19 protein-coding genes are annotated in these 20,720 nt (G+C 66.1%); 7 read left to right on the top strand and 12 right to left on the bottom strand.

Features of this window, described 5'->3' with window-relative positions:
- Positions 1–87: 87 nt before the first annotated feature.
- From AC4EEO_RS19755 to AC4EEO_RS19735, 5 genes are all read right to left on the bottom strand, one after another.
- Complete coding sequence (locus tag AC4EEO_RS19755; RefSeq protein ID WP_133832354.1) at positions 88–1,803, bottom strand: ABC transporter family substrate-binding protein; 1,716 nt, start codon at positions 1,801–1,803, stop codon at positions 88–90.
- Positions 1,804–1,854: 51 nt separating this feature from the next.
- The gene (locus AC4EEO_RS19750; RefSeq protein ID WP_491339539.1) at positions 1,855–4,092 is read right to left on the bottom strand and encodes a dipeptide ABC transporter ATP-binding protein; all 2,238 of its coding nucleotides are present in this window, start codon (positions 4,090–4,092) and stop codon (positions 1,855–1,857) included.
- A complete protein-coding gene (locus tag AC4EEO_RS19745) occupies positions 4,089–5,078 on the bottom strand; it encodes an ABC transporter permease (RefSeq protein WP_018763682.1) in 990 nt (329 codons plus the stop codon). Before AC4EEO_RS19745 ends, AC4EEO_RS19750 begins: the two co-directional genes overlap by 4 nt.
- Positions 5,079–5,080: 2 nt before the next feature.
- Positions 5,081–6,064 carry an ABC transporter permease gene (locus tag AC4EEO_RS19740; RefSeq protein ID WP_018763683.1) on the bottom strand — a complete coding sequence of 328 codons (984 nt, stop codon included), beginning with the start codon at positions 6,062–6,064 and terminating at the stop codon, positions 5,081–5,083.
- A 356-nt stretch (positions 6,065–6,420) separates the two neighbouring features.
- Positions 6,421–7,032 carry a TetR/AcrR family transcriptional regulator gene (locus tag AC4EEO_RS19735; RefSeq protein ID WP_491328911.1) on the bottom strand — a complete coding sequence of 204 codons (612 nt, stop codon included), beginning with the start codon at positions 7,030–7,032 and terminating at the stop codon, positions 6,421–6,423.
- A 121-nt stretch (positions 7,033–7,153) separates the two neighbouring features.
- Here AC4EEO_RS19735 and AC4EEO_RS19730 point away from each other — a divergent pair, with 121 nt between their 5' ends.
- The 4 genes from AC4EEO_RS19730 (at position 7,154) to AC4EEO_RS19715 (ending at position 10,112) form a co-directional block, all read left to right on the top strand.
- On the top strand, positions 7,154–7,711 hold the full coding sequence (locus AC4EEO_RS19730) for an NAD(P)H-dependent oxidoreductase (protein WP_018763685.1): 558 nt from the start codon (positions 7,154–7,156) through the stop codon (positions 7,709–7,711).
- Positions 7,712–7,854: 143 nt separating this feature from the next.
- Positions 7,855–9,147 (top strand): aminotransferase-like domain-containing protein, encoded by a 1,293-nt coding sequence (locus tag AC4EEO_RS19725; protein ID WP_026265129.1) that lies wholly within the window; start codon positions 7,855–7,857, stop codon positions 9,145–9,147.
- A 44-nt stretch (positions 9,148–9,191) separates the two neighbouring features.
- Positions 9,192–9,620 (top strand): universal stress protein, encoded by a 429-nt coding sequence (locus AC4EEO_RS19720; protein WP_018763687.1) that lies wholly within the window; start codon positions 9,192–9,194, stop codon positions 9,618–9,620.
- 156 nt (positions 9,621–9,776) lie between these two features.
- Positions 9,777–10,112 (top strand): hypothetical protein, encoded by a 336-nt coding sequence (locus AC4EEO_RS19715; protein ID WP_018763688.1) that lies wholly within the window; start codon positions 9,777–9,779, stop codon positions 10,110–10,112.
- Between the two features lie 39 nt (positions 10,113–10,151).
- On the opposite strand, the gene AC4EEO_RS19710 is transcribed toward AC4EEO_RS19715, so the two are convergent.
- The 5 genes from AC4EEO_RS19710 to AC4EEO_RS19690 form a co-directional block, all read right to left on the bottom strand.
- Entirely contained in the window at positions 10,152–10,769 is a 618-nt protein-coding gene (locus tag AC4EEO_RS19710) for a phosphatase PAP2 family protein (RefSeq protein WP_018763689.1), read from the bottom strand.
- A 3-nt stretch (positions 10,770–10,772) separates the two neighbouring features.
- Positions 10,773–12,233 (bottom strand): dihydrolipoamide acetyltransferase family protein, encoded by a 1,461-nt coding sequence (locus AC4EEO_RS19705; RefSeq protein WP_491339538.1) that lies wholly within the window; start codon positions 12,231–12,233, stop codon positions 10,773–10,775.
- 7 nt (positions 12,234–12,240) lie between these two features.
- Positions 12,241–13,221, bottom strand: a complete 981-nt coding sequence (locus tag AC4EEO_RS19700; RefSeq protein ID WP_491339537.1) for an alpha-ketoacid dehydrogenase subunit beta — start codon at positions 13,219–13,221, stop codon at positions 12,241–12,243.
- Positions 13,221–14,453, bottom strand: a complete 1,233-nt coding sequence (gene pdhA, locus AC4EEO_RS19695) for a pyruvate dehydrogenase (acetyl-transferring) E1 component subunit alpha (RefSeq protein WP_133832359.1) — start codon at positions 14,451–14,453, stop codon at positions 13,221–13,223. Before pdhA ends, AC4EEO_RS19700 begins: the two co-directional genes overlap by 1 nt.
- Before the next feature lie 150 nt (positions 14,454–14,603).
- Positions 14,604–15,722 carry a histidinol-phosphate transaminase gene (locus tag AC4EEO_RS19690; protein ID WP_018763693.1) on the bottom strand — a complete coding sequence of 373 codons (1,119 nt, stop codon included), beginning with the start codon at positions 15,720–15,722 and terminating at the stop codon, positions 14,604–14,606.
- 105 nt (positions 15,723–15,827) lie between these two features.
- Here AC4EEO_RS19690 and AC4EEO_RS19685 point away from each other — a divergent pair, with 105 nt between their 5' ends.
- Entirely contained in the window at positions 15,828–16,253 is a 426-nt protein-coding gene (locus AC4EEO_RS19685; protein WP_018763694.1) for a phage holin family protein, read from the top strand.
- Between the two features lie 195 nt (positions 16,254–16,448).
- Positions 16,449–17,348 (top strand): hypothetical protein, encoded by a 900-nt coding sequence (locus tag AC4EEO_RS19680; protein WP_491339536.1) that lies wholly within the window; start codon positions 16,449–16,451, stop codon positions 17,346–17,348.
- A 1-nt stretch (position 17,349) separates the two neighbouring features.
- On the opposite strand, the gene AC4EEO_RS19675 is transcribed toward AC4EEO_RS19680, so the two are convergent.
- Both AC4EEO_RS19675 and AC4EEO_RS19670 read right to left on the bottom strand, forming a co-directional pair.
- Entirely contained in the window at positions 17,350–18,723 is a 1,374-nt protein-coding gene (locus tag AC4EEO_RS19675; RefSeq protein ID WP_491328917.1) for a hypothetical protein, read from the bottom strand.
- Entirely contained in the window at positions 18,720–19,025 is a 306-nt protein-coding gene (locus AC4EEO_RS19670; protein ID WP_109864191.1) for a hypothetical protein, read from the bottom strand. Before AC4EEO_RS19670 ends, AC4EEO_RS19675 begins: the two co-directional genes overlap by 4 nt.
- 167 nt (positions 19,026–19,192) lie before the next feature.
- Between AC4EEO_RS19670 and purB the strand changes: the two genes are divergently transcribed.
- Positions 19,193–20,635, top strand: a complete 1,443-nt coding sequence (gene purB, locus AC4EEO_RS19665) for an adenylosuccinate lyase (protein ID WP_491328918.1) — start codon at positions 19,193–19,195, stop codon at positions 20,633–20,635.
- Positions 20,636–20,720 lie beyond the last annotated feature (85 nt).

Here is a 20,720-nt window from a genome sequence, read left to right as displayed (position 1 = left end):
CTACGCTACCGCGGAGCGCGCAGCGTTAAACGGGCCGGCACCCCTGGTGAACCAGGGGTGCCGGCTTTTTGGTTGGACTGCGGTGGGTTACTTCTTTTCCCAGCCGATGGTGGTCCAGTCCGGGACCTGCGAGGTGCTCTGGAAGAGCGACGGGCCGTAGTTGGCCAGGCCGGTGCGGACGAAGGAGATCTGCGGGCCGTTGAAGACCACTCCCATGGAGTAGTACTTCGCCATGTGCTCCTTCTCCACGTCCATGGCAGCCTTGTTGCGCGCTGCGTTGTCCTCAATGGAGGCGAGGTCGGCGATCTTCTTGTCCAGGTCGGCGTCGCCCAGCTTGTTCTCGTTGACCTTGGAGTCGTAGTACTGCTTGACGGCGTCGGTGGCATCCGGGCCCACGGTGTAGCCGGAGATGCTCAGGTCGAACTCGCGGCTGCCCAGGACCTTGCCGAAGTCGGCGGAGGCGCGCTGGTCGATGCCCACATCCATGCCGCCGGCCTGGAGCTGCTTCTGCAGGGTCTGGGCCACGGCCAGTGTGGTGGGATCGTCACCGAAGTTGCTGATCTTGAAGGAGGCGGGCTTGCCGTCCTTCTCCATGACGCCACTGGCGTTGGCGGTGTAGCCGGCGTCGGTGAGGACCTTCTTGGCGGCGTCGGGGCCGGTTTCCTTGACCGGGTAGTTGTCCTGGTAGTACTCGGAGAACGGCAGCAGCATCATGGAACCGGAGCTGGGCTCTTCCCAGTTCAGGCCGTTGAAGCGGACCTTGCGGAGTGCTTCGCGGTCCACGGCGGCGAAGATGGCCTTGCGGACGTTGACGTCGGTGATGCGCTGGGCGTTGAGGTTCAGGCCACCGGCAAAGAGGCGCTGGCCGCGGCGGATGTCTGAATCCTTGGTGCCGTCCAGCTGCTTGTACAGCGAGATGGTGTTGGCGGACATGGCATCGATCTCACCGTTCTTGAACGCCGCGATCTGTGCGCTGGTCTCCAACTGGCGGAAGGTCACGTTGGCCAGGACCGGCTTCTGGCCCCACCACTTGTCGTTCGGAACCAGGGTCACGGTCTTGGCCGCGGTGTCGTACTGGTCCAGCTTGAACGGTCCCGCCATCCACTCCGGGTGCATGTTGCCGTTGAAGCCTTCATTGAAGATCTCCGGGGTGTTCACGGCGGGGTGGATCAGGCCGAAGAACAGCGAATCGACCGGGAAAACCGGGCGGGACGTCTTGACGATGACTTCCTTGTCGCTGCTGCCGGCCTCAACGGAATCCACGAATTCGTAGGCTCCGGAGCTGACAATGTCGTAGCCGGCGTCCGCGCTCTTGAGGATATTCCAGGTGTTCTTGAAGGCCTTGACGTCAATCGGGGTGCCGTCGTTGTACGTGGCCTTGGGGTTGACCTCGATGGTGATGGTCTGCTTGCCGTCCTTCACCTCGCTCTTCACCGACTCGCAGAAATCGGGGTTCGGGGTGACCTTGCCCTTGAAGTCCACCTTCCAGCAGCCACCAATGCCGCCGCTGTTCATGGCGACCGGGTTCATGGGAATCTGCAGGGCAGAGTTGTCAGCGCTGTTTCCGTTGTTGGAGAAGCCGTTGAAGTCCGGGCCGATATTGCCCAGCGGCAGGGTGACTTTGCCGCCCTGCTGGAGGTCGGCTGCCGGCTTCTCGTTGATGCTGATCAGCTTGGACAGGTCGCTGCCTGCCTCCTGCCCCTTGGCTGTTTCGGGGCCGCTGGCACCGCCACCTCCGCAGGCCGTCAGCGTCAGGGCGGCAGCAATGGCTGCTGCCCCGCCGATCCTGTTCAGTTTCCTCATGGTTTTCCCTTCGATTGGTGCGAGTGGTGGTGCGGGTGGGTCGAAAAAATCCTAGGGTGCAAGGTGGTCCGCCGGTTCATGGACCACCAGCATGTCCTCATCAATTTCCCCGTCCGGATAGAAGCAGGCAAACTGCTGGTCCGGCACGGGCACGGGAGCCTGTTGCAGGACCTGCACGGCCGCCGAGGGTGCCGCGGCTTCCAGGAGCGGTTCGAGGGTGAGGCATTTTTCCTGCTTCGCGGGCGGCAGCGCGGCGAAGACCGGGCAGCGGGTGGCGAAGTTGCAGCCTTTGGGGGCTTGCAGCGGGGAGGGCAGGTCGCCTTGGAGGATGATGCGTTCGCGGGTCCGTTCCAGGTGCGGATCGGGTACCGGGATGGCGGACAGGAGGGCACGGGTGTAGGGGTGGCGGGGGTTGTCGAACACCCGGTCCACAGCCCCGATCTCCACGATCTTCCCGAGGTACATCACGGCCACGCGGTTGGAAATGTGGCGCACAACCGACAGGTCGTGGGCCACCAGCAGGTAGCTCAGGCCCAGTTCGGCGCGGAGCTGGTCCAGGAGGTTGATGACGCCGGCCTGGACCGATACGTCCAATGCGGAGACGGGTTCATCCAGGACCACCAGCTTGGGATTCACGGCCAGGGCCCGGGCGATCCCGATCCGCTGCCGCTGGCCACCGGAGAACTGGTTGGGGAACCGGTTGACGTGGTCCGGCTGCAGGCCCACGAGCTTCATCAGCTCCATGATCCGCTTCTTGATGGCCGCCCGGTCCATGCCCGCGTTCTGCAGTGGTTCGGCCAGGACCTCGTAGACCGTGAAGCGCGGGTCCAGGGCACCTGTGGGGTCCTGGAAGACCATCTGGAGTTCGCGGCGCATCTTGCCCTTGGTCTTGGCATCGGCCGCCTGCTTGTTGCTCAGGCCGCCGATCACCACCTCGCCGTCCTGGTCCGGGTGGAATTCCATGATTTCCAGGAGGGTGGTGGTCTTTCCCGAGCCGGACTCGCCCACGATGGAGAAGCATTCGCCCTCGCGGATGTCGAAGCTCAGGCCGTCCACCGCCTTGACGGTGCCAATCCTGCGCTTGATCAGGGCGCCCCTGGTCAGCGGGAAGTGCTTGCGGACGTCCGTGAGTTGCAGGACGGTGGCCCGTTCAGCACGCGGGATGGAGTCAAAACGGGAGACCGGTACCGGCGGGGCGGCGAAGACATCGTGCACGTCCACCGTCCCGCCCAGGGAGTCGGACTTGATGCAGGCGGCGCGGTGCAGTCCGTCGTCGGCCACGGGTGCCAGAGCGGGTTCGCCGTCAAGGCAGGCGTCCGACGCCAGCGGGCAGCGGGGCGCGAACGAGCAGCCGGTGGGGGCCCGCAGGAGGTTCGGCGGCATCCCCTCGATGGGCACGAGCGAGGATTTCTCGGCCACGTCCACGCGCGGGACGGCGCCGAGCAGGCCCATGGTGTAGGGCATCCGCGGGTTGTAGTAGATGTGGTCCACGGCCCCGGTTTCCACCGGCTTGCCCGCGTACATGACCATGATGTCGTCGGCCATTCCGGCCACCACGCCCAGGTCGTGGGTGATCATGACGACGGCGGCGCCGGTCTCCTCCTGCGCCTTGTGCAGCACCTCGAGGACCTGGGCCTGGATGGTGACGTCCAGTGCCGTCGTCGGCTCGTCCGCGATCAGGACGCGCGGGTTGTTGGCGATCGCGATTGCGATCATGACGCGCTGGCGCATGCCGCCGGAGAATTCGTGCGGAAAGGCCTTCAGCCGGTCCTTGGGGCTGGGGATTCCCACCATGGCCAGGAGTTCGACGGCGCGGGCTTCCTTGGCCTTCTTGCTCATCGTGGGGTTGTGGATGGTGAGTGCTTCGATGATCTGGGTGCCCACGGTGAACACCGGGGTGAGGGATGACAATGGGTCCTGGAAGACCATCGCGAGCTCGTTGCCGCGGTATTCGCACATGGCCTTGTCGCTCAGCCCGAGCAACTCCCGGCCCTTGAGCCGGACAGATCCGGTGACCTCGGCCGTCGGCGCGAGCAAGCCCATGATGGCCAGGGACGTGACCGATTTGCCGGAGCCCGATTCCCCCACGATTCCCAGGGTGCGGCCGGGCAGCAGGTCGAAATCGATACCGCGGACGGCATGCACAACACCGTTTTCGGTATTGAACCGCACGTTCAGGTCCCGGACTGACAGGACGGCGTCCCCGGGGGCGTGCAGCCCTGCCACGTGCAGGCGCTCCACGGTCGACTGCGACGGGTCCGTGGCTCCGGTTGTGGTTTCGCTGCTCATGGCGTCTTCTTCTCCGCACGGATAGTCCGGGCTTTGGCTTTTTTGGCTTTGCCGCTGGAAGTGGAGCTGGGGTCAAAGGCGTCGCGCAGGCCGTCGTTCATCATGGCCAGGGAGCCGGTCAGCAGGAACATCACGGTCAACGGAACCCAGAACATCCACGGGAAGGTTGAGACCTGGGAGGTGGCCTGGCCGATCAGCACGCCCAGGCTCACGTCGGGGACTTTGATGCCGATGCCGATGAAGGAGAAGGCGACCTCGGCCAGGATGGCTGCGGTGACGCCGCGGGTGATGTCCAGGATCAGCAGTGAGCCGATGTTGGGCACCAGGTGCCGCCAAACGATCCGGCGCGGCGGGACGCCCATGTACTGGGCCGCCTTGACGAAGTCGCGCTGCATGAGGGACATGGACATGGACCGGATCAGCCTGGCGGTTCCCATCCAGCTGAACACGAGCAGGACGATGATCAGCAGCAGCCAGGACGGCAGGTCGCGTTTCAGTCCCGCCCCGCCCCCGCTGGTGGCAACGGCCACCACCAGGAGCGCCGGCATCATGATCAGTGCTTCCAGGATGAACAGCATGACTTTGTCCACCTTGCCCCCGAAGTAGGCCATGCTGCAGCCGTAGACGGCGGCAATCAGCACCGACACCAGGCCCACCACCAGGCCGATCAGGATGGAGATCCTGGTTCCTTCGACTGTCATGGCGTAGAGATCGATCCCCGCCTGCGAGGTGCCAAGGTAGTGCTCGCCGGAGGGCGGCATCCCGATGTTGAAGGGGTCGATGGTTTCCTTGTCCCACTGGGTGAAGAAGCCCCCGATGAACGAGAAGACGGTCAGGGCTACGAAGATGGCCAAGCCCGTCACGGCAGTCTTATTGCGCAGGAACCGGCGGATGATGATGGTGGACTTGCCAATGACGACGTCCGCGCTTTCCAGGTGCGCGTCCTGCGCCACGGCTGCCGGGTCAACGGCGTTCAGGTTGGTCATGGCTACTGCACCCGCACTCTCGGGTCGACAAGCGTGGTGGCGAAGTCCGCCAGGATGGCGCCCAAGGCGAAGATCACTGAGCCGTAAGCGAGCGTGGCAGTGGCGGCATTGACGTCCTGCAGCGAGATGGCGTCAATGCTCCACGACCCCACGCCGGGCCACGCGAAGATCTTCTCGGCGAAGAAACCGCCGGCGAAGATGGCCGGAATGGTGAAGGCGATGCTCTGGGCCACCGGAATGAAGGAAACCCGCAGCGCGTGCCGCGCGATCGCCTGGTTCCGGCTCAGGCCCTTGGCCCGGGCGGTGCGGACAAAATCGGCGTTGACGTTGTCCAGCAGGTACTGCCGCTGGGCGATCTGGTAGGCGCCCCAGCCCACGAGGGTGATGGCCACCGTGGGCACCACGTAGTGTGCCATCAGGTCGGCGAACTGGGGCCAGCCGGGTGCAACACCCGGGGTTGAGATGCCCGTGACGAAGAAGATCCGGTCACCGACGGATTCGTTGATGTTGATGGCACCCAGCTGCACCAGGAAGTAGGCGATGGGTGCGGGCACGATGTAGGCGAGGTAGCTGTAGGACGTGATGACCCGGTCCTGGAACTTGTACTGCCGCGCCGCCGAGTACACGCCCAGGGCGACGCCAATAACCAGGGTCAGGATGATCGAGGCCAGGAAAAGGCGGGTGGAAATCCAGACGCGGTCCCCGAATTCGGCGTTGATGTACGCGCCGTTGGGGCTCCTGCCCCAGTCCCACCGGGTGATGATGCCGGTGAGCCAGTCAACGTAGCGCTCCCACGGGCTGAGGTCCGGGTCCAGGCCCTTGAGCCGCATGGAGTTGGCGACCTGTTCGGGGGTGGGCCGGGGGATGCGTTCCTGCTCGAGGAGTGCCGGCTTGAGTGAGCTGACAGCCAGGAAGTAGCCGGCGGACGTGGTGAGGAAGATCATCACCACGTAGGTAATGCCGCGCTTGGCGAGGTATTTGAGCATGGGGCGCTATTTCTTCCGCGGCGCCGCCGTGCGGTGAATCGAAAAACACTCCGGTGTCCGCTGGTATGCCATGCCGCCCACATCAACCATCACTGCTGGATCCTTCCGTCTTCCCCGGGCGAGCACGGGTTGTGCCGGCCTCCCCGGGACCTGCGGCCAGCGGATAGCTGGCCTCCCGCCGCCTCTAGGGCACGTCCTGGTGGACTATGTTGCGGGTCACATTCCAGAGGAAACTATCACAAGCCATCAGCCGGAAAGCGCAGTAATCCCCCGAAATACAGCGGGCCGTATCAGATCGTTATGAATAGTTCTGTGAAGTTGGCTTGACTGGACGAAAGGGCTTTCCTCCGCGTAATCTACGCCGACCCCGCCACCCGTGTGACAAGTTCGGACCACGATGCGGCCAGGCGCTCGCTCGTGACGCCGTGCTCCCGGATGAGGTGCAGGAGCCGCTCAGGGTCGAGGGTCGCCGTCAGGGAACCGGCCAGCAGCCCCGGCTCCCGGGACTCGACGCCACCGGCGCGCAGCAGCATTTCCACATGCTGGTTCCAGAGGGCCACCGCCGGAACTTCGAACCTGCCCCGGGAGGCGTTTCCAGCAGCCAGGACCAAGTCCCCGTACTCGACCACATAGGCGATCCTTTCGGTACCGAAAGCAATCAGCCGGTCCATAGGCGCGGCGCCCGGCCCCAGGGGCGGCGGCCCAAACAGGAATCGGGCCTGGAACGCGGCCTCGGAGTCGTTCAACAGCGTCAGCATGAGTCCCGCGCGGCTCCCAAAACGCCGGAAGACCGTCCCCTTGCCCACTCCGGCGTGTTCCGCCAGGCGGTCCATGGTGAGCGCCGCGGCGCCCCCCTGTTCGATCAGGTCGCGGGCAGCGAGCAGGAGGCGCTCCCGGTTGCGGGCAGCATCGCTGCGTTCCGCGGCCGTCACCGGCGTCATACCCGGCCGCACTGGGATGGAACTCACAAAGACAGTGTAGCCATGGGGAATATAAACGGACCGCGGTCCGTTTAGTCTGATGAAGGCTCCCCTGAGCCTGCCCTCTGACCGATCGCGGCCCCCGCCGCGCCCCTAGCCAGGAGTTCCCATGAGCAAGAGCACCGTACTGACCCTCGTCGGCAGCCTTCGCGCCGAGTCAACCAACCAGAAGCTGGCGGAAGCGATCCAACTCAACGCACCGGAGCAGGTGGACGTTGTGATCCACGAGAGCCTGGGCAACATCCCCTTCTACAACGAGGACATCGACGTCGAAGGCGAGGTGCCGGCCGCGGCCGCCGCCCTGCGCGCCGCAGCCGAGGAGGCCGACAGTGTCCTGCTGGTCACGCCGGAATACAACGGCACCGTTCCCGCAACGCTGAAGAACGCCATCGACTGGCTGTCCCGCCCCTTCGGCGCCGGCGCGCTGGCAGGCAAGCCGACCGCCGTCGTCGGGACTGCTTTTGGCCAGTACGGCGGCGTCTGGGCCCAGGACGAAGCACGCAAGGCCGCCGGCATCGCCGGCGCCCGCGTCCTGGAGGACGTCAAGCTTGCCGTGCCGGGCTCCATGGTCCGCTTCGCCGAAGTCCACCCCAAGGACGACGCAGAGATCGTGGAACAGATCAAGGGCATCTTCGACTCCCTCGCCGCCTCCACCCCGGCGGCATAAGACGGCCCGGCATCCTTTTCAGTGCCCGGTACGCATCACGCGTGCCGGGCACCGGCGTCTCCTGGGGTTCCACATCCCGCGCGCGTAAATAAGGAATCAACAGCTGTTGCCTTTCAAGCAACAGCTGGTTGTATTCTGGCTCTGTGACCCACGAAACACTTGACGCGTCCGCCGGCACGCTGCCCGCGGAGGCCATCGATGCGATCGAGCGTGCCGCCACCTCGGCACACCGCCACGAGGAGCTCTTCTCCGAACGGGCTGCCAACATCCGCCAGTCAGCCGTCCGGGATGTCTTCGACATTTCGCTGCGCCCCGGCCTGGTCTCGCTGGCCGGCGGCAGCCCCTACCTGCAGTCGCTCCCGCTGGAACGTCTGGCGGAAACGGCGGCCGCGATCATCGCCAACGACGGGTTGACCGCGCTTCAATACGGGGCGGGCCAGGGCACGGAGGAGCTCCGGGAACAGATCTGCGAGGTCATGGCCGCGGAGGGCATCCTGGACGCGAACCCCCGGAACGTGGTGATTACCGCAGGCTCGCAGTCGGCACAGGACGTGGCCACCAAGCTCTTCTGCAATCCCGGCGACGTCGTCCTGGTGGAGGACCCCACCTACGTCGGGGCGCTCAATACGTTCGAGGCCTACCAGGTCCAGGTGGAAACGGTGGAGATGGACCAGTACGGCTTGGTCCCGGAGCTGCTGGAAGCCCGGATCGCGGCCCTCCAGCTCGCCGGCAAAAGCATCAAGTTCCTGTACACAATTCCCAACTTCAACAACCCCTCCGGCATCACGCTGGCCAAGGAGCGCCGGCAGCAGGTGGTGGATATATGCCGCAGAGCGAATATCCTTGTGCTCGAGGACAACCCCTACGGACTCCTCCGCTTCGAGGGCGAACCGCTGGCACCCCTGCGCGCCGCCAATCCCGACGACGTCATCTATCTGGGCTCGTTCTCCAAGATCTTCGCCCCGGGCCTGCGGATCGGCTGGGCACTGGTCCCTGAACACCTGCAGCGGCGCTACTACCTGGCCGCCGAGTCCGTCACCCTCTGCCCGCCGGCCCTGAACCAGATGCTGGTCTCCGCGTACCTGCGCGAGTACGACTGGAAGGGCCAGATCGAAACCTACCGGGTCCTCTACGCCGAACGGTGCCGGGCCATGCTGGCCGCCCTCGAGGAATACATGCCGGCCGGAACCACCTGGACCAGCCCGCAGGGCGGGTTCTTCGTCTGGGTGACGCTGCCCCAGGGCGTGGACACCTACCCGCTGCTGCACAAGGCGATCGACGCCGGTGTGGTGTTCATCCCCGGAGCCGCCTTCACGCCGTCGGACGAGCCGTCCAACAAGCTGCGGCTCGCCTTCAGCGCTGTCCCCCCGGACGCCATCGCGGAAGGCGTCCGCCGATTGGCGCCGGTGCTTCAGGAAGCGATTGCGGCGCTGTAGCGTAAGGCTCACGAGTGCCGAAAACCGAGCAAGGGAGCATGCATATGGGTGGAATCATCGTTGTAGGGGTCGACGGCAGCGCAACGGCAAAGAAAGCGGCCGAGTCGGCAAAGGACCTGGCCGCGGCGCTGGGCAGCTCGCTGCACGTGGTGTCCGCGTTCGACAGCGACAAGACTGAGGTGTTCGGCAGCGGCAGCGACCGCTGGATCGTGTCCGACGCCGATGCCGCCGAACAGGTTGCCCGCACGGTGGCGGAATCCCTGGGCCGGGATGTCACGGTGACGTACTCGGCCGCGCGCGGACGGCCGGCGGACGCCCTCATCAAGGAAGCCCTGCGCGTGGACGCACGCATGATTGTGGTGGGGAACCGGCGGATGCACGGAATCGGCCGGGTACTGGGCAGCGTGGCCAACAGCGTGGCGCACAACGCGCCCTGCGATGTCTACATCGCCAACACCTACGACGCCGACTGAAGCGTAACGGCGGACACTCCCCGTGGTGGCGGACATCGCTGCGGGGGGTGTCCGTTCTCACCGCCGAAACGGCGGCCCGGCACGGTCTGCAACGATAAAATTGGAGAGGCCCCCAAAGGCGTGGACACGTCCATTCACCTCCAGCAAAGGCCTCCCTTGATTACTCTGCAGCGCCGTCAGCTCGTCGGCCACGACATCCTCCTGGCCCGCCACGGGAACCACATCTCCTCAATGCGGGTGGACCGCAGCAACGGCAGGGTGGTGGCACTGCTCGACGACGGCAGCCTGGACAGCGCTCCCAACCTGATCGCCCCCGGACTGCAGCTGCCGCAGACCGTGCGCAGCGTCCTGCGCGAAGACTGGAAACTCCTCAGCGCCTGGGCAGGTGCAGCAGCCCTGTTGGGAGGCCTGATGACGGCCGCAACCGTCTTCCTCGGCACCAGCGCCGACCCGGCCGTCCTTGAAGCCTTCACGGCCTACGCCGCCTACTAGGCCCGCGCGCCGTACTTCCCCGTACCCCGGGACGGGCATTCAGCCCACCAGCCAGCCCCGCAGCAGCCACCAGATCCCGGCCATCACCACCCCGCCAAAGAGTGCACCGGCCACCACCTGGGGCAGCGTATGCGCCCGAAGCACAACGCGCGACCAGCAGACCGCCGGAACCAGCACCAGCAACGGCGCCCAGGCGGCGCCGAGCATCAGCACCGATACGACGGCGGCGCAAGATATGGCAGCGGCATGGCCGCTCATTTTCCAGAACAGGCTGACCGCGGCCAACACCGCCACGCCGCCCACCACCGCCAGGACCATGGCAACCACGCTGTGCGGCGCACCTGCCGCTGCCAGGACCAGCAGTCCGACGGCGATGCATGCCAATGCCATCAGGAGCACGGGCGCGCGCTGCTTGCGGTCGCTTACATGGTGGTCCGTGACCTTGCCCAGCCGGACCAGGACCAGCAGCACCGCCAGCGGCAGCACGCAGACAAACAACGCCGCGAGTGCACCGTAGCCGATGGTTCCCGGAAATCCCGGCTCGGCCAGCGGGCTGATCAACAGCTGGATGCTGACCACCACCGGCGGCTGGAACACCTCCGTGATCCAGGTGGCCGCGCGGTTCTTCGCCCGCAGCGGCACGGTGTTGACGGGCACGGCCTAGTCCAGGAGGAGCGCGGGCTCTTCCAGGATGGCCGCGACGTCGGCCATGAAGCGGGCGGACAAATCACCGTCCACCACACGGTGGTCAAAGGATCCGCCCAGCGTGGTGATCCAGCGCGGAATCACCTCGCCATCCAGGACCCACGGCTTCTGCTTGATGGTGCCGAACGCGACGATGGCCACCTCACCCGGGTTGATGATGGGCGTTCCCGTGTCGATGCCCAGTGCCCCGATGTTGGTGACCGTGAGCGTGCCGCCCTGCATTTCCGCGGGCTGGGTTTTCCCTGCCCGGGCGGTGGTGGCCAGGTTGTTCAGCGCCAGGGCCAGTTCCTTCAGCGACAGGTCCTGGGCGTTCTTGATGTTCGGGACCATCAATCCGCGCGGGGTGGCGGCGGCAATGCCCAGGTTCATGAAGTGCTTGACCTGGATCTCGGCGCTGCCGTCGTCGTTGTCCACCCACGATGCGTTCACGCTGGGGTTGCGGGCGGCGGCCCAGATAACGGCCTTGGCGAGGATGAGGAGCGGGGATACCCTGATGCCCTCAAAATCGCGGGAGGCCTTGAGCCGCTTGACGAATTCCATGGTGCGGCTGGCGTCGACGTCCACGAAGATGCTGACGTGCGGGGCCGCGAAAGCAGACTCCACCATCGCCTTGGCCGTGGCCTTGCGGACACCCTTGACCGGGATACGCTCGATGCGCTGGTCCTGTGGCTTGCCGGCCTTGCCCCAGAAGCCGTCAGCCTTGTCCAGTTCCGCATCGCGCTGCGCCTGGTAGCTGACCAGGTCCTCGCGCGTGACCTCGCCGCGGGAACCGGTGGCCACCACATCCGCGAGGTCGATGCCGAGGTCGCGGGCGATCTTGCGGACCGGCGGCTTGGCCAGGACCCGGTTGACCAGGCCCGTGATGGTGCCGCCAAGGGTGGGGCGGTTGTCCACGGCGGCAGTTTCGCTGCCGGTCACCTCGGCTGGCGTCCGCGGCTGCACCGGCTCAACTTCGGGAGCGTTTACCGTCACCGAGGCGGCGGGTGCGTTCTTGCGGGGGCGCCGCTTGACGGCGTCGGCCTTGGGTCCGGAGCCCACCAAGGGAGCATTGGCCGGGGAGCTCCCGCTGCCGGCCGCCGTCGGCTCTTCTGCCGCGTCCACCGGGAGCTTGCCGTACAGCGGCTGCGCCGGGGGCTCCGGCGCGCGGACATCGGCAGGAGTGGGGTCGCCGGAGACTTCGTCGCTGACGCTGATAATGGCCGTGCCGACGTCAACGGTCACGCCCTCCGCCACCAGCAGCTCGCTGACGGTCCCGGCAAAGGGGGACGGCAGTTCCACGATCGACTTCGCGGTTTCGATCTCGCAGATCACGTCGTTAATGGCGACGGCGTCGCCCGGCTTGACCTTCCAGGAAACGATTTCAGCCTCGGTAAGGCCCTCGCCGACGTCCGGCAGGTTGAACTTGTTAAGGGTCATGGTGTCCTCAGTAGGAGAGGGCGCGGTCCAGCGCCTCCAGGATGCGGTCGATGTCCGGAAGGTAGTCTTCCTCCACCTTGGCAACGGGGTACGGCATGTGGAAACCGCCGACGCGGATTACCGGCGCCTCCAGGTAGTGGAACGCCCGCTCGCTGATCCTGGCGGCGATCTCGCCGCCCACTCCGCCGAACGTGGGAGCCTCGTGCGCGACGATCAGCCGGCCGGTCTTCAGGACGGACGCGGTGACGGTGTCGAAGTCGATCGGGGAAATGGACCGGAGGTCGATGACCTCAAGGCTCCTGCCGTCCTCCTCCGCGGCATTCGCGGCCGCCAGGGCAACGGGCACCAGGGGGCCATATGCGACCACGGTGGCGTCCGTTCCCTCGCGGAGGACGTGGGCCTTGAAGGGGTCCGCGGAGGGGCCGGGGGCCTGGACGTCAACGTCGCCCTTGAGCCAGTAGCGCCGCTTGGGTTCGAAGATGATCACCGGATCCTTGCACTCCACGGCCTGCTGGATCATCCAGTAGGCGTCATGCGGGTTGGACGGGGTGATGATGCGCAGGCCGGCCGTGTGCGCGAACAGCGCCTCGGGAGACTCGGAGTGGTGTTCGATGGAGCCGATGCCGCCGCCGTAGGGGATCCGGATGACGACGGGCACGCTGAGGTTGCCGCTGCTGCGCGAATGGATCTTGGCCAGCTGGGTGGTGATCTGGTTGAAGCCGGGGAAAACGAAGCCGTCGAACTGGATCTCGCATACCGGGCTGTACCCGCGCAGGGCAAGGCCTATCGCGGTGCCGATGATCCCGGACTCGGCCAGCGGCGTGTCCACGACCCGGTCGGGGCCGAATTCGCCGATCAGCCCGTCCGTTACCCGGTAGACCCCGCCGAGAGGGCCGATGTCCTCGCCCATCAGGAGCGATTTGGGGTTGGCCGCCAGCGTGGCGCGGAGGCCTTCGTTGATGGCCTTCGCGATGGTCATTGTGGTCATCAGTGGCCTGCCTTTGCTGCCTGCCCGGCGGACTCGTCCTCGCCGGCAAATCCTGCGCTGTATTCCTCGAACCACGCCAGTTCCTCGGCCACCAGCGGGTGGGCCTCGGCATAGACGTTGGCGAAAGCCTGCCGGATGTCCGGGTCCTGAAGGTCGTGGGCGGTGCGCCGGACGTAGGAGGCGAGCTCGTCGCCGTCGGCCTTGACCTTGGCGAAGAAGTCGTCAGCCGCCAGGCCCTCGGCGCGCAGGTACTTCTCCAGCCGCGCCAGCGGATCCTTCGCCCGCCACGCGTCCTCTTCGGCAGACTGGCGGTACTTGGTGGGATCGTCGGCGGTGGTATGCGCTCCCACCCGGTATGTGAAGGCCTCGATCAGGACCGGCCCCTTGCCCTGGCGGGCGTGCTCCAGCGCCCACTCGGTGACCGCGTGCACGGCGATCACGTCGTTGCCGTCCACCCGGATGCCCGGGAAGCCATACCCTTTGGCGCGGTTGGAAAGCGGGACCCGGGTCTGGACGTTGGTGGGCACGGAAATGGCCCAGTGGTTGTTCTGGCAGAAGAACACCACCGGGGCGTTGTAGGAGGAGGCGAACACCATTGATTCGTGGACGTCGCCTTCGGAGCTGGCGCCGTCGCCGAAGTAGGCGATCACGGCGGCGTCCGGCTCCTTGCCTGCGCCATCGGTTGCTGCGGCGAGCTTCTGGTCGCGCTGGATTCCCATCGCATAGCCAACGGCATGGAGGGTCTGTGCGGCCAGGACCAGCGTGTACAGGTGGAAGTTGGTGTCCTTGGGGTTCCAGCCGCCGTTGGAGACTCCGCGGAACTGGCGCAGGAGTTCGGCAAGGTCCACGTTGCGGGTCAGGGCGACGCCGTGCTCACGGTACGTGGGGAAGATGTAGTCCTGCGGCTGACTGGCACGGCCCGAGCCGATCTGCGCAGCTTCCTGGCCCGTGAGCGGCACCCACAATGCCAGCTGGCCCTGGCGCTGCAGGGCTGTGGCTTCAACGTCGAACCGGCGGATCGCGGCCATGTCGGCGTACAGGCCGCGCAGCGCTTCGGGGGTGAGCTTGTCCGCATACCTGCTGAACACCGGATCGGCGCCGAGCTTCCCATCGGGGCCGAGCAGCTGGACCATGGGGGCCGCGGGCTCGCCCAAGACAGCCTCAGCATCAGCTTCCCGCTGGTCGTCTACCGCTGTTCCGTCGAACTCGGTGGAAGGCAGATGAGTGCCCATACCGTCTCCTTGCTTGCCGCATCCGGATGCAATGCAAATGTCGCTGGGATATATGCCGCACATGGAATACATTCCGCTTGCGGCATATACATTGGCTTACTGATCCTAACTTTATCTTCGGTAGGTAGCGGAAGGGCTACTTGTTAAGTGCTAGGAACTGGCCGGTGCCTTTGTATAGTCGGCACACAACTGGAGGAAACGCGTGTTGGCTTCAGCCTCCCCGATACTTACCCTTACACCTTCGCCGGGAAACGCCCGCACGGAGAGGGCACGCGAGCCTGCCAGCTCCGCAAACGCAGCACTTTCGGCGCCGAGGGCCAGCCATACGAAGTTGCCCTGCGCATCGGGAATATCCCAGCCCAGATCCCGCAGGCCAGCGGTGACACGCTCCCTCTCGTCGACGAGCTTTTGTACCCTTTCCACAACCTGGCCATAGTTCTCGAGTGAAACAATGGCCGCACGCTCCGCAATTTGGGACACCGCAAAGGGCGTTGCTGCGATGCGAAGGTACTGGGTCAGCTGGGGACGGGACACGCTGTAGCCGACCCGGAGTCCTGCCAGGCCATGGGCCTTGGAGAACGTCCGGAGCACGACGACATTGGGGTATTTGCGGTAGAGGTCGATCCCGTCGACGGCGCCTGCCGCCCTGACGAACTCCTGGTAGGCCTCGTCGATCACCACCACCACATCGGCGGGAACGGACCGGATGAAGGCCTCAGTCTCGGCCGCCGTGAGGGCGGGCCCGGTGGGATTGTTGGGCGTGCAGAGGATGATGACCCTGGTGCGGGCTGTGACTGCAGCGGCCATGGCGTCCAGGTCATGCCGGCCGTCCGGCAGCACGGGGATGCGCACACTTTCCGCACCTGCAAGGCCGACGCTGATGGGGTAGGCCTCGAAAGACCGCCACGCATAGATCACCTCGTCGGCCTTGCCGTCCTCATTCTGACCGGCAAAGGCCGCAAGGATCTGGCCCAGGGCCCCCAGGCTTCCCGCGCCGGTCACGATGTCCTCGGCCGGTACGCCAAGGAATTTGGCAAGTGCTGCCCTCAGCTTGCTGCTCAGGGGATCCGGATACCGGTTGAAGTCATCCTGCCGGGCAATGGCCTCCAGCACCGCAGGAATCGGCGGCAGCGGGTTCTCGTTTGATGACAACTTATAGCTGGCCAGTCCGCTGACGGCGGCGGGCGGTTTTCCTGCGGCATAACGGGGCAGTCGGTCCAGCACCGGGCGCGGCGCTATTCCGCCTTCCCTGGTCTCAGATGAGGTCATGGTTCCAGCCTACTTCGCGGCTGCCGGGGGCACCCGGGAGGCAAACCCGGAAATCCACGCCCGCGCTGCAAGCCGGCGCCCCTGACCATGTGGAAGCATGGTGACATGGGTTCCTTCATCCTTCGCGTCATCGTCAACGCAGCAGCCCTCTGGGTGGCCAGTTGGATACTGCCGGGAATGGACATCTCAAGCACCGCGACGTCCGATGCGGTGGCACGGTCCGGGATATCGCAGGATACCGGCACCATCGGGATTGTCCTGGCCTATCTCTTCATCGGCCTCATCTTCGGGGTGGTCAACGCCTTCGTGCGGCCATTGGTAAGGCTCCTGGCCCTGCCCATCACCATCCTGACGCTTGGCCTGTTCGCCATCGTCATCAACGCCGCCATGCTCTACCTGACCGCATGGATCAGCAGTTACACCCCCGTACACCTCACCATTGATTCCTTCTTCTGGACCGCGGTGCTGGCCGCCATCATCATCTCCCTGGTCTCCATGGTGGCGGGCATCCTGCCGGGCCGCCGGCGCTGATTCCGGCCGTCCGGGACCTTCCCGCCCAAGTAGGAATACGCCCCGAACCAAGTACTCGGCAGGTGCGCGTCCTCTGAACCGCTCTGAAATTGCAGTACCGGCCACCCATGACCCGCGGGACCCGGCCTCCTAGGCTGCTGCCAGTTGGGCCGCCGTGCGGCCCGTTGCTGTCAGTTACTGGAACGGGGGCCATCAGTGAGGGCCATAAGAATCATGGTTGCCGCCTGCCTGCTGTTCGCCTGGCAGGCGGGCCCGGCACAAGGGGCAGTCACAGCAGGGGCCGCCCCTGCCGACGGAGCCGCGCTCGGCAGCGACATCTCCTGGCCGCAATGCGGCGGCGACCTTCCCGGACCGCCGGCCTTTGCGATCGTGGGGGTCAACGGCGGGCGTCCGGACACGGTCAATCCCTGCCTGTCCGCCCAATTGGCCTGGGCGGAGCGCACCTCCGATGCCACCGCAGGAACTCCGGCGGCGGTGTACGTGAACACCGCCGCCACCGGGCCGGTGGAACCCTTGTGGTGGCCGGCGGGCAACACGTACCAGGGCAAGGACGTCGGGAACCCCTACGGAGTGTGCGACGGCTCGGCATCGCCGGCCTGCGCCTATGTCCACGGGTACGCCATGGCCCTCAATGACGTGGCGATCCTGAAGGAAGCGGGCGGCGGGGAGCGGCGTACGTGGTGGCTGGACGTTGAAACCGGAAACAGCTGGCTCTGGGACAAGGCCGCCAACGCCGCCGAACTGGAAGGCATGGCGGCGTACCTGCAAAGCGCGGGGGCAGAGGTGGGGATCTACTCCACGGCATATCAATTCGGCGAAATCGTCGGCGCCATCAATCCGGGAAGCAACCTCTCCGGGCTCAAGAGCTGGCTGGCGGGTGCGGAATCCACCTCCACGGCGCGGGAGCTGTGCGGGGAAGCACCCCTCACGCCAGGCGGCATGGTTGCCCTCACGCAGTTCACTGACGGGGACCTCGACTACAACTACCGGTGCCCCGGCGCGGCCCCCGCCCCCGCGGCTCCGCTGTCGGTCCCGCCGCCGGACCCGGCCCCGCTTGATGCCTACGCCGCGATGCATGCCGCCCAGATCGCGTGATTCAGCGGCCGCCGAGGTGTCGCTCTCTGGCGCGGGCATCAGGGGGAACCAGGGATGATGGCGCTTTTGCCCGGGTCAAGGAAAACCGCGTGGCAGTGGCAACCCCGCCTGCTCCCAAGACGCCGTCCAAAGCTGCGGTGGACCTGACGAGTGAGGGATCGCTGCTTGCCGAGACCAGCCGCGCACCTTCCTGGTAGCCGGCCAAGCCGTGGCCCAGCCCGAGGGCGCCCTCGCCCTGCACCTCACGGAGCGGGGTGTCGAGGGAGACGGTGACACGATTGCGGGTTTCGGGGTTCGCCGCACCGTCCGCGCCCGGAACCCAATCGGCCTGGTGCTCCAGGTGCAGGGCCGAAATCTTTTCGTCAACGCTGATCCCCGCCACCGGCGACCCTGCCGTCAGCACATACCTCACGTCGTATTCCTGCCCAACCCGCGGGTCGGAGGCAAAGTTCATGGCGTGGATGCCACCCTGGCTGTATCCCACCGCCACCACGGGTGCTCCTGGGTCGGCCCCGGCGGCGGCCAGTGCCTGGAGCACGGCAGCGTTGATCTGCTCGGAGTCATAGAGCATTCCCTCGGCGATGCCGGCCTCATCGAAAGGGTTTGAACCGCCGGCGTACTTTCCGGCGGACTGGGTACCCGGAATCACGACGACGAACGTCTTTTGACCGCCGTTATCGACCTGGATGACCTCGATAAAACCGGCCCCGCGGGCATCGATGAGGCGGATCTGTTCCAGGAGACCGGCCGGTGAGGTATCAAGGTCAACACGCACTGATTCCTCCTGCCGAACAGAGATGGCCCGTGGAACCGCGTTCCCGGCAAAGAGCTTCAGGACCAGGTCCCTGGCATGGGGAGCATTGTCGATGCCCTTTTGCATTTCCGGCGCCCCAAGTCCCAGGCCCACGATGATCGATTCCATCGCGGAACGGTCCACCGCGCGGGCTTGGGTCATGAGTTCGAGGGAAGGTCCGGCGTCGCTGGACCAGTTGATACCAATCCGCCGGCCCGCTGCGGCCCAGTGCTCGGCGTCAGCGTAGTCACGCACGCAGGCCCGAACATGGGCGGCAAGTTCCTGCATCCCGCTGCGCACAGTGCGAAGCCGGAAGTGGCCTTCCCGCACAGCCCCCACGTGCGGCGCATCTGACCACGGGGGCTGATGGTCGAGCATGCAGAGGTCGTCCAGGACACGCCCCATCTCCACCTCCGCGTCCAGGAGATCTCCGGCAAGGTCATCAATCCTGCGTGCGCCGCTTGTCAGTTCCTCGAGCTGAACGCTGATGCCGCCGACCCCGCCGCGCACCGTCAGGTCCCCGTCCCTCGAGGAGCGGGACAGCCTGATGCCCTCGGAGCCGGGCGGAAAGTCTGTAGTCATCCCGGCCACCCCGAACCGGTGGGGAGCAGGGGAACCTGCTCGCCCGCACGGCGGCCCACCGCTTGCCTGGCATCCTCCAGCCACCTGACTGCCGAACGCAACGCGGCAGCCTGCACTGAAAGCGCATCCCGGTAGGCGCGGCCCGCCGGCGACTCCCAGGTGAGCAGCTGGGTGTCGCGGATACCTGCCAAGACCTGTTCCACCCGGCCCTCACAGCCCGCGATCCGGCCTGTCAGTTGCTGGAGCTCGCCGCCGGTGCGCTGCGCACTGCCCCAAATCCCCTCCGTCACATCGTTCCCCATGCCCTCTCCTACCCTGCCTTCCGGGCTCATCACGCCCCGCCCCACCACCTGCCATCCCAACGCTAGGAACACCGGCCGCCGCGCATAAGGGCCGCCGTCGGCTATGTGGACAAGTAACGTGAGCTGCCCGCTTAAGGCGCCGCCCGACTTCGTGAAAGAATCAACGCATGCCTGAAACTGCCGCCACAGCTGACACCCGTACGCCCTCAGGACGCCTGGCCCTCGCCGCGTCGCCGGAAAAAATCGCGCTCGGACCCCTCGACGGCCGCTACCAGCCCGCCGTCGCGCCCCTGGTCGATTACTTGTCAGAGGCAGCACTGAACCGGGACCGCGTGGCCGTTGAAGTGGAGTGGCTCATCCACCTGACCAGCAACAACGTCCTTCCCGGCGCCGGCCCGCTGAGCACGGAACAGCAGGAGCAGCTCCGCGCCGTCGTCACGGAGTTCGACGCCGCCTCGGTGGCCGAACTCGCAGAGATCGAGGCCGTTACGGTCCACGACGTGAAGGCTGTGGAGTACTACATCGGGCGCCGCCTGCCCGCCATCGGCATCGAAAACCTGACCGCCATGGTCCACTTCGGCTGCACGTCCGAGGACATCAACAACCTGTCCTATGCCCTCGGCGTGAAGGGTGCCGTGGAGGACGTGTGGCTCCCCGCTGCCCGCAAGCTCGTGGCGCAAATCAGCACCATGGCGGAGGAGAACCGCGCGGTTCCCATGCTGTCCCGCACGCACGGCCAGCCGGCCACCCCCACCACCCTGGGCAAGGAACTGGCTGTCATCGCGCACCGCCTGACCCGCCAGCTGGACCGGATTGCCAGGACCGAATACCTGGGCAAGATCAATGGCGCCACCGGCACCTACGCCGCCCATGTGGCCTCCGTCCCGGGTGCTGACTGGCAGCAGGTGTCCAAGTCCTTCGTTGAGGGGTTGGGCCTCACCTGGAACCCGCTGACCACCCAGATCGAAAGCCACGACTGGCAGGCCGAGCTGTACGCCGACGTCGCCCGCTTCAACCGGATCCTGCACAATGTCTGCACCGACATCTGGAGCTACATCTCCATCGGCTACTTCGCGCAGATCCCCGTCGCCGGCGCCACGGGCTCCTCCACCATGCCGCACAAGGTCAACCCCATCCGGTTCGAAAACGCTGAAGCCAACCTGGAGATCTCCTCCGGCCTGCTGGACGTCCTGGGTTCCACCCTGGTCACCTCCCGCTGGCAGCGCGACCTCACCGACTCCTCCAGCCAGCGCAACATCGGCGTCGCTTTCGGCCACTCCCTGCTTGCCATCTCGAACGTTGCCAAGGGCCTGGAGCGCCTGGACGTGGCCGCGGACGTGCTGGCAGGCGACCTGGACACCAACTGGGAAGTCCTGGGAGAGGCCATCCAGATGGTCATGCGCGCAGAGGCGATCGCCGGCGTCGAAGGCATGGAGAACCCGTACGAACGGCTGAAGGACCTCACGCGCGGCCACCGCGTGGACGCCGCCCGCATGCGGGAATTCGTGCAGGGCCTGGGCTTGTCCCCCGAGGCCGAGGCCCGGCTCCTGGACCTCACGCCCGGCAAGTACACCGGCATTGCGGACCAGCTGGTGGACCACCTGAAGTAAAGCCCACAGCAGGGCAGGAACGCACGACGACGGCGCCGGGCCCGGGAGGGTCCGGCGCCGTCCGTGAATCCCGGCCCGCGTGCCG

It is taken from the genome of Pseudarthrobacter sp. MOO13 (assembly GCF_058267655.1).
The sequence above is the reverse complement of the archived record's forward strand: the minus strand, read 5'-3'. Positions and strand labels throughout refer to the sequence as shown.

Excerpts from the sequence above, each read along its gene's own strand:
- AC4EEO_RS19690 (WP_018763693.1), bottom strand. The coding sequence starts at position 15,722 with ATGACCTCATCTGAGACCAGGGAAGGCGGAATAGCGCCGCGCCCGGTG.
- AC4EEO_RS19675 (WP_491328917.1), bottom strand. The coding sequence starts at position 18,723 with ATGACTACAGACTTTCCGCCCGGCTCCGAGGGCATCAGGCTGTCCCGC.
- AC4EEO_RS19755 (WP_133832354.1), bottom strand. The coding sequence starts at position 1,803 with ATGAGGAAACTGAACAGGATCGGCGGGGCAGCAGCCATTGCTGCCGCC.
- AC4EEO_RS19720 (WP_018763687.1), top strand. The coding sequence starts at position 9,192 with ATGGGTGGAATCATCGTTGTAGGGGTCGACGGCAGCGCAACGGCAAAG.
- AC4EEO_RS19740 (WP_018763683.1), bottom strand. The coding sequence starts at position 6,064 with ATGCTCAAATACCTCGCCAAGCGCGGCATTACCTACGTGGTGATGATC.
- pdhA (WP_133832359.1), bottom strand. The coding sequence starts at position 14,453 with ATGGGCACTCATCTGCCTTCCACCGAGTTCGACGGAACAGCGGTAGAC.
- AC4EEO_RS19750 (WP_491339539.1), bottom strand. The coding sequence starts at position 4,092 with ATGAGCAGCGAAACCACAACCGGAGCCACGGACCCGTCGCAGTCGACC.
- AC4EEO_RS19670 (WP_109864191.1), bottom strand. The coding sequence starts at position 19,025 with ATGGGGAACGATGTGACGGAGGGGATTTGGGGCAGTGCGCAGCGCACC.
- AC4EEO_RS19685 (WP_018763694.1), top strand. The coding sequence starts at position 15,828 with ATGGGTTCCTTCATCCTTCGCGTCATCGTCAACGCAGCAGCCCTCTGG.
- AC4EEO_RS19705 (WP_491339538.1), bottom strand. The coding sequence starts at position 12,233 with ATGACCCTTAACAAGTTCAACCTGCCGGACGTCGGCGAGGGCCTTACC.
- purB (WP_491328918.1), top strand. The coding sequence starts at position 19,193 with ATGCCTGAAACTGCCGCCACAGCTGACACCCGTACGCCCTCAGGACGC.
- AC4EEO_RS19700 (WP_491339537.1), bottom strand. The coding sequence starts at position 13,221 with ATGACCACAATGACCATCGCGAAGGCCATCAACGAAGGCCTCCGCGCC.
- AC4EEO_RS19745 (WP_018763682.1), bottom strand. The coding sequence starts at position 5,078 with ATGACCAACCTGAACGCCGTTGACCCGGCAGCCGTGGCGCAGGACGCG.
- AC4EEO_RS19730 (WP_018763685.1), top strand. The coding sequence starts at position 7,154 with ATGAGCAAGAGCACCGTACTGACCCTCGTCGGCAGCCTTCGCGCCGAG.